The organism is Blautia intestinihominis (assembly GCF_040096655.1).
Classification (GTDB): domain Bacteria; phylum Bacillota; class Clostridia; order Lachnospirales; family Lachnospiraceae; genus Blautia_A; species Blautia_A intestinihominis.
Genome location: NZ_JBBMEI010000081.1, coordinates 1 through 13597 on the forward strand (window position 1 = coordinate 1; position 13597 = coordinate 13597).

Annotated in this window: 13 protein-coding genes; 2 read left to right on the plus strand and 11 right to left on the minus strand. The window is 42.5% G+C overall.

Going from position 1 to position 13597, the window contains the following annotated elements; genetic code table 11:
- The first annotated feature begins 280 nt into the window (after nt 1-280).
- Nucleotides 281-1648, plus strand: a complete 1368-nt coding sequence (locus WMO75_RS16555) for an MATE family efflux transporter (protein ID WP_118699485.1) — start codon at nt 281-283, stop codon at nt 1646-1648.
- A gap of 66 nt (nt 1649-1714) precedes the next feature.
- Here WMO75_RS16555 and WMO75_RS16560 read toward each other — a convergent pair whose 3' ends face one another.
- The 5 genes from WMO75_RS16560 to WMO75_RS16580 form a co-directional block, all read right to left on the minus strand.
- Nucleotides 1715-3718: a beta-galactosidase gene (locus tag WMO75_RS16560; protein ID WP_118699486.1), complete on the minus strand. Its 2004-nt coding sequence runs from the start codon at nt 3716-3718 to the stop codon at nt 1715-1717.
- A gap of 20 nt (nt 3719-3738) precedes the next feature.
- Complete coding sequence (gloA2, locus tag WMO75_RS16565) at nt 3739-4116, minus strand: SMU1112c/YaeR family gloxylase I-like metalloprotein (RefSeq protein ID WP_118699487.1); 378 nt, start codon at nt 4114-4116, stop codon at nt 3739-3741.
- Between the two features lie 126 nt (nt 4117-4242).
- The gene (locus WMO75_RS16570) at nt 4243-5460 is read right to left on the minus strand and encodes an AI-2E family transporter (protein WP_199705035.1); all 1218 of its coding nucleotides are present in this window, start codon (nt 5458-5460) and stop codon (nt 4243-4245) included.
- Nucleotides 5461-5551: 91 nt separating this feature from the next.
- Nucleotides 5552-6328 carry a sulfite exporter TauE/SafE family protein gene (locus tag WMO75_RS16575; RefSeq protein ID WP_118699488.1) on the minus strand — a complete coding sequence of 259 codons (777 nt, stop codon included), beginning with the start codon at nt 6326-6328 and terminating at the stop codon, nt 5552-5554.
- Nucleotides 6325-6762, minus strand: coding sequence for a MarR family winged helix-turn-helix transcriptional regulator (locus WMO75_RS16580; RefSeq protein ID WP_118254697.1), 438 nt, complete (start codon nt 6760-6762; stop codon nt 6325-6327). The genes WMO75_RS16575 and WMO75_RS16580 overlap by 4 nt, the downstream gene beginning before the upstream one ends.
- Before the next feature lie 296 nt (nt 6763-7058).
- Between WMO75_RS16580 and WMO75_RS16585 the strand changes: the two genes are divergently transcribed.
- Nucleotides 7059-7637, plus strand: a complete 579-nt coding sequence (locus tag WMO75_RS16585; protein ID WP_022213759.1) for a TetR/AcrR family transcriptional regulator — start codon at nt 7059-7061, stop codon at nt 7635-7637.
- A 59-nt stretch (nt 7638-7696) separates the two neighbouring features.
- Here WMO75_RS16585 and WMO75_RS16590 read toward each other — a convergent pair whose 3' ends face one another.
- From WMO75_RS16590 to WMO75_RS16615, 6 genes are all read right to left on the minus strand, one after another.
- On the minus strand, nt 7697-9241 hold the full coding sequence (locus WMO75_RS16590) for an AMP-binding protein (RefSeq protein ID WP_118699489.1): 1545 nt from the start codon (nt 9239-9241) through the stop codon (nt 7697-7699).
- Between the two features lie 77 nt (nt 9242-9318).
- On the minus strand, nt 9319-9549 hold the full coding sequence (locus tag WMO75_RS16595) for an acyl carrier protein (RefSeq protein ID WP_118254628.1): 231 nt from the start codon (nt 9547-9549) through the stop codon (nt 9319-9321).
- A gap of 25 nt (nt 9550-9574) precedes the next feature.
- Nucleotides 9575-10963, minus strand: a complete 1389-nt coding sequence (locus WMO75_RS16600; protein WP_118699492.1) for a condensation domain-containing protein — start codon at nt 10961-10963, stop codon at nt 9575-9577.
- A 241-nt stretch (nt 10964-11204) separates the two neighbouring features.
- The gene (locus WMO75_RS16605) at nt 11205-12176 is read right to left on the minus strand and encodes an alpha/beta hydrolase (RefSeq protein WP_243002501.1); all 972 of its coding nucleotides are present in this window, start codon (nt 12174-12176) and stop codon (nt 11205-11207) included.
- Nucleotides 12177-12487: 311 nt separating this feature from the next.
- The gene (locus tag WMO75_RS16610; RefSeq protein WP_118254632.1) at nt 12488-12778 is read right to left on the minus strand and encodes a hypothetical protein; all 291 of its coding nucleotides are present in this window, start codon (nt 12776-12778) and stop codon (nt 12488-12490) included.
- A 168-nt stretch (nt 12779-12946) separates the two neighbouring features.
- Complete coding sequence (locus WMO75_RS16615) at nt 12947-13534, minus strand: LytTR family transcriptional regulator (protein ID WP_118699490.1); 588 nt, start codon at nt 13532-13534, stop codon at nt 12947-12949.
- Between the last annotated feature and the right edge of the window lie 63 nt (nt 13535-13597).

A 13597-nucleotide genomic window follows, 5' to 3' on the forward strand; every position in this document is an offset into this window, starting at 1 on the left:
GAATGCGACGCGCAGTTATTCAAATCGTCACTTAACAGTGACCCACAGTGTGTGGAATGAGCCTGCGTATGCAGGCTTTTTTGTTTTTTCGCATTATACCATACTGTATAAAAAAACAACAGAAAAAACTATTTTGTTGGATATTATGCCCATATTATCAGTTTTTGATAATACATCCTTCAACTCTATCCCGGTGGAAGACGCCAAAATTGAAATTGTCTTTCCAACTTCTGTTTTTTGTGTTATGCTACTTGATACAAAATTCACGGAGACAACCATCATGAAAACACAAACCAACACACCCAATATGGAGACGGGAAGTATTCCCAGACTCCTTGTGCAGCTGGCGGTTCCGGCAGTTGTCGCACAGATCATCAACCTTCTTTATAACATCGTAGACCGTATCTACATCGGTCACATTCCGGGGATCGGAGCTGCCGCACTGACCGGAGTCGGACTTTTTGCCCCGATTCTGATGCTGCTGAATGCATTTGCCATGCTCGTCGGTTCCGGCGGTGCCCCGCGTGCAGCCATCGCAATGGGAAAGAAGGATAATGATCTGGCAGAAAAAATCCTCGGAAACTGTTTTACTTTATTAGTCGGTCTGTCAATTATACTGACTATCGTATTTTATGTAAGTGCACCGACGCTGCTCAGACTCTTCGGTGCCAGCGATGTCACCTTAACCTACGCATCTGACTATGCCAGAATCTATATTCTGGGAAGCTTTTTTGTCCTGATCGTACTGGGCATGAATACCTTCATTACCACTCAGGGCTTTGCCAGAATCAGTATGATGACTACGGTCATCGGTGCTGTTATCAATATCATCCTGGATCCGATTTTTATTTTTGTTCTTGGTATGGGCGTAAAGGGTGCAGCACTTGCCACTGTTCTCAGCCAGTCCGTAGGAGCTGTGTGGATCCTCCGCTTTCTGACCGGAAAGAAGACGATCCTTCTCCTGAAACGAAGCAATATGCATCTGGAACTCAAGGTTTTTGGTCCCTGCCTTGCTCTTGGTATTTCTACCTTTGTCATGCTGTCAACAGAAAGTCTTCTGTCGATCAGCTTTACCAGCAGTCTTTCCAGATTCGGCGGTGATGTGGCTGTCGGGGCAATGACGATCATTACCAGTATCAGCCAGCTTGTCTCTCTTCCGCTTCAGGGAATCTGCCAGGGCGGACAGCCAATCATCAGCTACAACTTTGGTGCCAATAAGCCAGACCGTGTAAAGAAAGCATTTTTCACACAGTTCTGTACCTGCATCATCTACACATCTGCCTTCTGTCTTGTCGTGATGATTTTTCCAAAGGCATTTGCAGCAATCTTTACTTCAGATAAGGAACTTGTAACATACGCTTCCTGGGCACTCCGCATCTACATGGCCGGAATCTTCTCTATTGGCTTCCAGGTAAGCTGCCAGCAGAGCTTTATGGCTCTCGGCCAAGCGAAAGTCAGTCTGCTTCTTGCCTGCCTGCGTAAGATCATCCTGCTGATACCTCTGATTTTCATACTGCCGAATTTCTTCGACAATAAAGTTTTTGCTGTATTTCTTGCAGAACCGGTAAGCGATATCATAGCTGCTACGGTGACAACGATCACCTTCTTTACACTGTTCAATTCCATTCTTAAGAAAGATAAAAGATAACTGTTCACAGTAATGATAAAAGAAACCCGGGGCCTGCCGCTCCGGGTTTTGCTTATTGCACACTTTTTATTTATCAAATTTTATGATACATACATCCCATGCTGACAGGTGAATTTCACGCTTAGTACTATCAGCACTTCCAAGTATCACTTCAAAATCATCCGCTGCTTCAACTCTTTGCTCTTCCCAGGAATAATTCAGATAGAAACGAATCTTTTCGCCCTTTGCATTGATTCCCTCACGCACAATCACCGGAAATTTCTCCGGAGCTGCTGCATTTATACCAGACTGAGCCAGAATCTTTATCAACATCTGCTGCAGGTAATGTTCTTCAAACATACATCCGATATACCAGGCATTTCCTCTTTCATATGTATGATGTGTAACTGCGGCATACTTTTTCCAGTTCGGATGCTGATATGCAGAAATGATTTCTGCACCATCAGGAATCAGGAGTTCCATGAAGGTCTCTGCCTCTGGTTCACTGCCCTCAAACCCTGTCAGAGTGACATTCTCCGGGAACGTAAACTGCTGATAATACATACCAAAGACTTCATTTAAGATATGTGGCTGTCTGTCAGGATACACTTTTACATTTTCGTTGGCAAAAGCAGTCTTGAAGGTCGCAATCAGTGTGCCGCCCTGAGCAGTATACTTTTTCAGACGTGTGAGGATTTTTTCATCTGCTGTGTACATAGCCGGAAGGATGATTGCCTGGTATTTCTCAATGTTTTCGCTCTCTTCCCAGATAATGTCACACTCAATATTTACTTTGTAAAGTGCATCGTAGATCCAACGGACAACATCATTATAACCAATTCCATTATCGCCTGCTGCACTGGCTTCGATTCCAAACCATTTAAGTGCAGTCAGAGCCTCATTGTTCACCATGATCGCAACTTTGTTATCTTTCTTAAAGCCTGATAAGACAGGTGAAAGTTTCTTAAACTCGCTGCCTATGATACACGCCTCTTTGTATACGGCATTTTCTTCCATGTCATGGCTCAGAAGGCCTTTCCAGTAAGTCTCAAAAGAGTTATGGATTGAATGCCAGTGCCAGTACATCACGCCAAGAGCGCCGGAGGCCAGATGGCTGTATGCCTGCAGGCGAAGCTGTCCGTCATATGGTGTCCAGCCTGGATAACCCTGTGCTTCTGTTTCCAGAACCAGGTAGTTGTCATTTTTGAGACAGCGGATCAGATCACCACCAAATGCGATCTCTGCACCACTCAGGTGATCCTGAGTCGGATGATAAATATCCGTTCCTGCCATGGTCAGATGTTTTGCACATTTAAAATGATTTACATCCGGCTGCACACCGTAGGAATATCCTCTCCACTCAAAATCCAGATTGTGGGTGATAAACTGGTCTTCTCTCTTATATTCGGAAACAATCGCTGCCTGCCAGCCCAGGAATTCTTCCACCAGACTTCTCTGGTATTTTTCAAACTCTGCCCCCAGACTTCCATTGATCGTACCGCGCACATCCGGAAAATCTTCCCAGGCATTGATGCGATTGCTCCAGTAATCCAGACCGAATTCGTGATTCAGAGCATCCAGATCATTATGAAATTTCTCCCGGAGATATTTCACAAAACCGAGCTGCACATTCTTGCCTGCGGTTCCATAATATTTCGTTTCATTATCAAGCTGGAATCCGATCACACATTTGCGGTGTACTGAAACTTCCATCAATTTACGAATGACTCTTTCCGCATAATACCGATAGACCGGATGTGTGATGTCCATGATCTGTCTCGCACCATAGATTCCTCTGCCTTTGACCGTCTCCGCCAGCACATCCGGATAGGCTTTCACCATCCAGGTCGGCACTGCATAGGTCGGAGTCCCTATGATAACGTTAATTTCTGCCTCTTCCATCGCATCCATTACACGGATCACATGTGAAAAGTCAAAAACTCCTTCCTGCGGTTCGCAGGTGCTCCATGTGGATTCTGCGATCCGAACCGTATTGATCCCGGCTTTTTTCATCATGGCAACATCTTTTTCCAGCCGGTCATACGGCATATATTCATCGTAATACGCTGCCCCATAGAGTAATTCCCTCATAATACAATGCCCCCTGTCATTCACTCATGTATTTCCAGCGGCAAACCATCCGGATCCTGGAAAAATGTCATCTTTTTACCTGTATAGTCATCTATTCGAACAGACTCCGTAGCAATCCCTCTGGCATTTAATTCTTTTACCACTTCTTCTACATTGTCTACCTTAAATGCTAGATGCCTGAGTCCAAGAGCTTCCGGATAATTGACTCTTGCAGGTGCATTTTTAATAATAAAAAGTTCTATTTCCTGTTCTCCACAGGCCAGATCAATTTTGTAGTCATCGCGCTCCCTGCGATAATTCTCCCTGATCACATTAAATCCGAGAAGATCCACATAAAAATGCTTCGATTTCTTATAATCACTTCCAATAATAGCTATATGATGAATTAAATTGAACATATTTCCCTCCGTATTCTTCTGACTTGATCAGAATACATTTCGCATCTGTCTACATCAATAATAAACTGCTTTATCCCTTCTATGCAACTCTTTTATTGTTAATGTTCACTTCAGCGGCCTTGGCAATCAGTCCTCTCTCTGATTATCTGCTTGGATTGGATGATCCTCTTCCGTATATTTCTCTATTTCTGTCGTTGTTACCCGTTTGATATGTTGTTTTTTCAAACGCAGATATACGTATTCCCGAAAAATAGTATAAAATACCGACAGCAGTGGAATGAAAACAAGCATGCCTACAATCCCCATAAGATTTCCGCCGATTGTAACTGCTGCCAGCACCCAGATTGATGGAAGTCCTACAGATTCACCAACAACATGAGGATAGATCAGATTTCCTTCAATCTGCTGCAGCACCAGAAATACTATTATAAACAAAATTGCCTGCTTCGGGCTTACCATAAAGATCAAAAAGCCTCCTACTGCACATCCGATGAAAGCCCCGAAAATAGGAATCAATGCTGTAAATGCAATTAACACTCCAATCAAAAGTGCATATGGCATCCTCAAAATACTCAGTGTGATAACAAACATACATCCGAGAATCACAGCTTCCAGGCACTGACCTGTAAGAAAGTTTGCAAATGTCCGATATGTCAGAGAACAGACTTTAAGAAAAGCATCTGCTTTTTGTTGTGGAAGAAATGCGAAAAATACTTTTCTGATCTGTAAGTGCAGCTTTTCTTTCTGAAAAAGGACATAACAGGCAAAAGAAAAGGCAATAAAAAAAGTCGCTAATCCACTGACTATGGAACCCACAGCTGACATCGTCGTATTCATCATATTTCCGGCACCGTTGCCAAGAAGACTTATTCCCCACCTGATTGCCTGATCCGGATCAAACTGTACCTGATCTACCAGCTTCATAATTTCCTGGTTATTATGGAAAAATTCTCGAATCCAGCTTTGCATCTGCGGAATAAAGTCAGAAATGCTCATCATCAAAGTTCCCATTGTTCGCGTAAGCTGCGGAATCACTCCGAACATCACCAATGCGATCACACCAACTATTAATACAATAGTAAGAAGCAGACTTATTGGTCTTGCCAGTTTTCCAGCTATCTTATTTTCCTTTTTTACATTTTTAAAAATTGTCTTTTCCAAAAAGCTCATTGGCACATTCGTCAGAAATGCGATTGCACCACCAAGTATAAACGGAAATACAATACCCCATATTGCTTTCAGCACACCGAGCACCACATCAAACTTCCACAGGGCAACCACAAGAAATGCCGTAAACACAATCAGCTCCCTGATTTTTTTTATAGATATTTTGTTTAAATCCACTATTTTCCTCCCTTTTTTAATCTTTATCTGTTACTCAAAGCTTATTGACCGCTTTCAAGAATGCCTCGGCATTCTTGCTGTGACTGTTATTCTATCCTATCATCGAAAATGCCATAACCACAACTCCCAATATCACCAGGATCACTCCCGTCGCGCGGTTCAATGTCTTTGGAGTTGCTTTGTTGGCAAATACAGCTGCGATTCTGGCCCAGAGAAATGTAAAGATCACACACAAAATCCATACTGACCAGTCAGGTGTACCGCCGATGGCGAAATGGGAGACAGCTCCGGTAAAAGCTGTGAAGGTCATAATAAATACGCTTGTTCCCACAGCTGTCTTCAGTTCGTAACCAAGAACCGATGTCAGGATCAGAAGCATCATCATACCACCGCCGGCACCGATAAAGCCACAGATAAAGCCTATCAGAATACCACAGATGACAGACTGCATGGCACGTTTTTTTGCAGATATCTGCGTCATGGCTTCTTTCGTAGTCATGACCGGACGGACGATAAATTTAATACCAAGAAGGAAGGTCATAAAAACAGAGAAGTTTCCCATTGTTGTGGATGGTACCAGGCTTGATACATAGCTTCCAAATATCGTAAACAACAGCACGGTAACCATCATGATCAGACCATTTTTCACATCCAGATTCTTATTTTTTCCATAGGTATATGCAGACACGGCACTCGCCAGTACATCCGAAGACAGGGCAATTCCCACTGCCATGTATGGATCCATTCCCAAAAAGGTAATCAGCATAGGACTGATAACCGCTGCCGCACTCATACCGGCGAATCCGGTACCAAGACCAGCACCCATACCGGCAAAAAATGTAACAATGACAGTTAATAAAACACTCATTTCTTTTTGTTCTCCTTTTGATAAATATTCAAATTCTCCTCTGTCTGTTCCATCACATGTTCGAAGATTTTCCGTGACTCCTCAGGCACTCCGGAAAACAACATTTCAAAAAATGCCTTCTGTATCTCACATCCCTGCTTCCATACATGTGCTGCTTTCTCCGTACAGATCAACTCTGTCTTTCTCCGGTCTCCCGGCACCTCCTGACGCTCAAGGTATCCTTCCTGCACCAGTCGTTCCACATGGACAGATACCAGATTTGCCTTGATTCCACGAAACTTTACAATATCTGCAGCATTTTTGTACTGTGGATTATTTTTCAGAAACATCAGTATATCCAACGAAGTCTGCGAGATGCCAGTCTGCTGACACAGAGGACTGCACAGCTGGTTATAGAGTTCCAGCAATTTATGTACATATTCTATACTTACCATTTTGTCCTTTTTCCTTTCTTCCGTTTTTAAATTGTTCATTTTTAGAATGTTCATTTTTGAAGTATTTTAGCATAAAACTTTCCCGCCTGCAAGTTTATATATTCATTAGATAAGATGGATTTTTTCACTTTCAACTTTAATACCAGACATTCTGACATGCTATTTTCCTGTTCTTATACTTCCGGATCTGTGTTATACTGTACTATATTGTAACTATTCAGAAGGCATTTTGACCCGTAACTGTGAGGGTACTGAACAGTTACACTATATTTATGAGATATTGGAGGGAATCGACTATGCAAAATCCAATTCCTGATGAAAGATATTCTGTGGCAGACGAAGCCATCCTGGGAGCTTTTTTTAAACTCATAAAGCAAAAAGCTCCTGACCGGATCACCGTATCCGATATCACCAAAACAGCTGGTATCGCGAGAAGTACTTTTTATAATCATTATCAGGATATCCCCTCTCTTGTATCTGCTGTTGAGGAAAAGACGATCCATGATGTTTTTTCTATAATGGAAAAATTTCATCCGGAAAATGACCGCGATATCTGTCAGTCCTATTTTCTGACGATCTGTCGCTATACAATGGAAAATCCCTTCCTTGCCGGTCTTCTGAGCACCCCTCACGGGAATGATTTGTTTGAAAAAATGCTGACCATGCTTCATCACTATGTCACCGCTACCACCTCCAGTGCCAGCCCCGACAGACACACAAAAGAAGAAATATCTTACGTGATCACCTGCGCGATCGGCAGCACGATCGGTGTGCTTCACAAATGGACCCGGGATAATTTTGATCTCGCACCGGAAGTCATTGCAGAGATTCTGACTCAGATTTTTCTTTCCGGCATGCTGCCTCTTTTATCCTGACTGCCCTGCATACAGGCACAAAAAAACCGTCTGAGCACTTTCACTCAGACGGGTGTTTATTATGCCTGCGGCTCGTCGATCAGGACATCCTGTCTCCTGATCTTCTTTGTCGTATTGCGGATAAACGGATTTTTTCGGATCACCAGGCCTGTAATGCGACGGTAAGTCGGCTGGTTTTTGTTGTATTCATCCAGAAATGCCTGAAGCTGTGACCTGATCATCTCAGTATCCAGTGCTTTTGCCTCCACAACTGCCTGTTCCGGATAAATTCGGGCTGTAAGACCATTGTCCTCGCCTGTTACAATCACTTCACCCACAAGCGGATTCAATGCAAGTTTGTTCTCAATTTCCTCAGGAGATACATTTTCTCCATTGGAAAGAATAATCAGATTTTTCACACGACCATTGATGAAAAGATAACCATCTTTATCAATATATCCCTTATCCCCGGTATGCAGCCAGCCATCTTTCAGCGTTTCCTCTGTCTCACGAGGCATCTGATAATATCCCTTCATGACACTTGTACCTTTTACCAGGATCTCTCCATCCTCAAATCTGATTTCCACATTCTCAAGTGGTCTTCCGATGGAACCCGGCTTATTGTTTTCCGGTGTATTATTGCTGATGACCGGAGAGCATTCCGACATACCGTAGCCTTCCAGTATCTGTATACCGTACTCTGCAAAACAGTCAATATAGTAAGGATCCAGATGTGCCCCACCGGTAAAAATCGTGTGCAGTTTTCCACCAAATACTTTTTCTGCAAGAACAGCTTTCGGAATCGACGGATCAGCAGCCGCCAGTCTCTTATAAATCGTCTCAATCATCATTGGAACCATGAGCATGATATCCGGTTTAAAAATGCTCATATTTCTGATCATATGAAGCAGGGAGTCATTGATACAGAGGGTCGCTCCCTGAGAAAAGCCCTTCAGCCAGTCCATGACCAGACAGAATGCATGATGGATCGGAAGTACACTGAGCATGGCTGTTCCGGGTTCTGCCGAGATTTTGACTGCCTCAACATTGGAAGCCAGATTATTCTGTGTCAGCATAACTCCCTTGCTCTTTCCTGTCGTTCCGGAAGTAAAGATAATTGTCGCAATATCTTCTGCATCCGGGCAGGAAGCATCTCCTTCGGCATTCTTTCCTGAATTTCTGAGTTCGCTGATACTATATGTATCCGCCGGTACATCCTCCACCTCTTCCTGGAGCATCCATACTTTCTGAAGTTTCGGACAGTTTGCAAGAAATGCTTCCAGATACGGTCTGTGTTTCGGACTTAAGAACAGTGCTTCGGAATCGGAACGGTTTATCAGATCGATCAGTTCTTCACACGGGAGTGCTGCATCCAGCGGCACCGCTGTAGTACATCCTGTAATAATTCCCAGATAGCTTTCGATCCATTCTATAGAGCTGGTTCCGATCAATGCAATATGCTTTCCCTCAAAACCTTCTGCAAGAAGTCCTTTTCTGGTGGAAATCACATTTTTCATCATTTCACTGTAACTTCTCTCCAGAATCTCTTTTCGGTTAAGCCATTTTACTGCCTTGACTTCGCCAAATTTCTGTACACTTTCTTCTAATATATCCCTGATCAGCATATCTTTCTCCTCCCTCACTGTTCTGTGGACTGATATTCTGTTAATTCTGTTCGCTCCGTTCACAAGCAACTTAGTTCTTACTGAAGCTCCTCAAGAAGCTTCAGTGCCTCCTCAAGAGTTGTAATTTTTGTCACTTCGGTTTCCTCAAGTTCAATGTCAAAGGTATCCTCAAGCTCACCCAGAAAAGACATGAAATCCAGAGAAGTAAATCCCAGATCCTCACGGAATCTCATCTCACCTGTCATCTCTTCCGGTTTCACTTTGCTGTACTGCGCTACAATATTTTTAAATTCCATTTCCTGATTCATTCCATTTCCTCCTGATTTTTGATTTTTATACCTGTTCCATGATCTCGCCGATGCTCATATCCGGCTCTGCAATTCCCTTAAACAGAATACGCATCATATAATAATAAAGCAGTTCCATGTCATGTTCCTCAAGATGAGCAGTCTGATAATGATATGAGAAGTTCATGCCGCCATCCTCAGTGTGAGATACGGTCAGATACATTTTTTTGGTTGCGGCACCGTTTGCAAACCATTTGGCATGCTGGCGAACGGTTCCAAGCATTTCATTCTCCACCTTCACCGGCATTGGCTGATAGGTAAGATAGCAGCTTTCATAGCTGGTATGCTCCGGTGTATGATATCTCTTTCTCATCTCATCCACGATAAGTGCCGGATCGTAATTGCTGTGCATATAAATTCGATTCTGCATATTCTGGATTTCATAAGCTGCCGAGAGAAAATCTGTCTCCGGTGAGATCACTGTTCTGCACGGAAACATAATAGTTCTGCTTCCCCCGGAAGTCCATTCATCATGGGTAGAACGTCTGGATATAAAATTCTGAATCGTAATATCTTCTTGTCCGTTATTTACTTTTGACAGATAAGTACGGATACCAAGCAGAAGCAGATTTGTCATGGAAAGCTGATGATTCATACAGAAATCCATCAGGTTCTGTGTCGCATACGGTTCCAGATGATAATCCTTTACTGCAACAAACAGCTCATTCATCTCAATATCAGAAGCACGAAGCTTCGGATCCCCATGACGCTTTCTTGCTTCCTCCAGTACAGATGGTCCCTGAATATCAGAATATAACGGCTCGCCCAGTTCATCCAGCTGGTCATCCCAGAATTTTTTATCTTTTGCAAAACGCTTTTCATTGCCCGCTTTTGCAAGATCTTTTTTCAGAACCGTCTCAAAATCAACCAGTTCCTGTGGGCAGGCCGTTCCATATTTATAATGCGTATATAACTGGAACAAATCTCCGATCATAACTACAAGCCCACAGGAATCGATCAGTCTGTGATCCATATGTAAAAAGAAACCATTGTATCCTTCCGGAAGCTTCAGCATGGTAAATTCGCACATCGGGATATTATCTCCGTCAAATGTTTCATACGCCCACTGCTGCATCAGCTCATCTGCCTTTGCCAGGCTTTCCATTCCTGACAGATCCTTCAGTTCAATATCACGCGGATCCTGTTTTTCAATGTACTGTTTTACATTTCCATCTTTATCCGGTTTCGTAAAACGGACTCTGGTACAGTCTGAACGCTCCATTTCCATCTGAATACATTTCTTCAGTAATCCAAAATCCAGTTCTGCCTGTACAGAAGCCACAACACTTACACCAGATACCTGCTGTGTACCATAATCCATGATCCAGTTGTGATGCATTTTCTGAGCTGCCGTCAAAGGATAATAATTTCTCATATAATAGATAACCTCCATTATCCCGGTATTCCTCTTTATCCGAGATAGAAAAAACATTATTGTATGCTTCAGGTCAAAAAATATCATACCTTCTCGGGAAATACCAGTACCCCTGGGACTTAATGAACACTTTACAAAAAATTGACCGGGACTTATCATTCATTTAACATAACAGTTCAAATGTATATTCCCTGTTATGTACCATGTCTGATAAATCCCGGTCGGGATTCTTTATGTCCGTTTAATCGTATTTCTCAAAAAATTCCATCATCTTGTGCTGATACAGTTCCGGATCCGCATAGGCACTGCACAGATGCCGTGCCCCCGGTATGATCACCAGTTCCTTCTCTGCCCTGCAGAGCATGTAATTCTGAAAAGAATTATTCGGATACACATAGGTGTCCTTCTCTCCATGGAAAAACAGAACCGGTCTTGTATTTTTTTTTATGGCTTCTGTAGTGTCTGCATCTTTCATATGAAATCCTGCCACAAGAGAACAGAACCAGTCCAGTTCCATCAGAAGCAGTGGTATATGATGCAGGTGGAACCAGTTAGCTGCCATATCACGCATCTGTCCTTCCATAGACTGAAAACCACAGTCCGCAATCAGGCCTTTTACCTCTGCCGGAAGTGTATGTCCTGATGCCATCAGTACAGTAGCAGCCCCCATAGACTGTCCGTACAGATAAATCGGGAGCTTCTCTTTATTTCGTTCAGATACATAGACTGCCCATTGCTGCACATCCCATTGCTCCTTTGCTCCAAAGGTGATATATTTTCCCTCGCTGTCACCGCAGCAGCGATGTTCTATAAACAGGACATCACATTGATGCTCATGCAGATATTTTGCCATAAACGACAAGGTGCCAAACCGGCTGCCACGATAACCATGGCTTAATATGACGATCCTTTTTGCATCTTCTGCCGGCAGATATAATGCATGCAGTTTTAATCCGTCAATACTTTTGATATAACAGTCCTGCATTTTCTGCTCAAAACACCATGCCTTACTCTCATTGTATTCTCTGGCATAACCGTTCTGGGGATGATTTTCCCTGATATGAGACAGCTCAAACCATTTCTTTCTTTCCTTTTTGTGCTCTCCTCTTTTGCAGCAGACCACCATGTTAAAAAAGCGCCATCCCATCTCCAGCACTCCAAGAAAGACAACCGACAGTATTGCAAACAGCTTAATAAATTTTTTCTTCATCATGATTTCCCCACAGTTCACATTTTAGAATAAGAATCTTGCCCAGCCAAGCAGATGCTGTACCAGAAATATTTTTCTCTTTTGTTTTGGAGTCAGCAGACAACTATAATGACAACAGCACTTTTTCGGATCTTATGCTGGCTCATACTCCACCTGCTTTCAAGTTTTAATACTTATAATTCTTTTGATTTATAGTATTATACTCTCCAGAGCCGGCATATACAATCCAATTTTTTCTGTGTGTCTTCAGGATTATAAATATGATTCAACTGTGTGTTTCTCCAAAGGCTGGGATTCGCTGTATCCGGAGCGTCCTAATCCAGAAAAGCATATGCCGTCTGACTCCATACAACCTTCCCGTTCTCATCACAAATATCCAGAGTATCCGGAGAAGCAAGCAGACCTTTGGTCGCGTTCTCAAACTCCGCAGTATCCTCGAAGTCCAGCAATGCATAAACTTCCTGATTTGCGTCAATCGTATACTGGGTGGCTGGTTTGCTTTCCGCTGTTAATTCTGATGTTGCAATTGCGGTCGAACTGCTACAGACAGTCATGGTAAGTGCCAATGCGGCGGCAATCAAAGTACTTACTTTTTTTCTTTTCATGATATCTTTCCCCCTTTATCTTATAAAAAATTCAAATATTCTCTGTTGCCTGATACTTTCTCCTGACTCGCTTAGTAATTTGTTTATATAATAAAATGTCGCTTTATTCCAGTCAATAAACATGGAACAAAGCGACATCCAAGCGGCTTAAAGCGACATATTTTTTAGCTATTTTGTACAATTTCTCAGGTATGTATTCCATATTTTATGGACATTATTACTACTGTCAACTGCCTTAATCCTATCCAGATCAAACAAGATACAGCCACAATGTCCCTTAAAGGTAGGAAAACAGATTACCTTCAGGTTGGTGTCTATCTCCGGGCTATAATCCATAAGTTCCAATACTTCTCCATAAAGTGCCGAACGTTCATAACTTCGCAGCCATTTCGAATCCATATTGGAAAACAAACTGCCAAAAGATTTTCCCAGCAACTGATTCAGCGAAAGCTTTTCTAATCTGGCAAGTTCCTGATTTGCATAACGGAAAATCCAGTCTACTGCATGACTTTCTTCATTAAACACCATTTCTATGTCCGTAAATGCAATAGGCAGATATTCAAAAGAACTATAATAACGTCGATATTCTTCTTCTGTAGCCGGAATACCGCTTTTTCCCAAAGCATTAATCATTCTTTTCTGCTTTTCCTGAATCTCGGCCACTATTTGTTTTTTCTTGCGGACAGTATACAACAATTCTTCTCCATTACTGAGATCTACCGTATCTGTCACATCATGAATCGCTTTTACAGACACAATACAGCCTCTATGTATTTTTACAAAGTCTTCTGTGAATTAAAAACTCTATCCTCACATGAC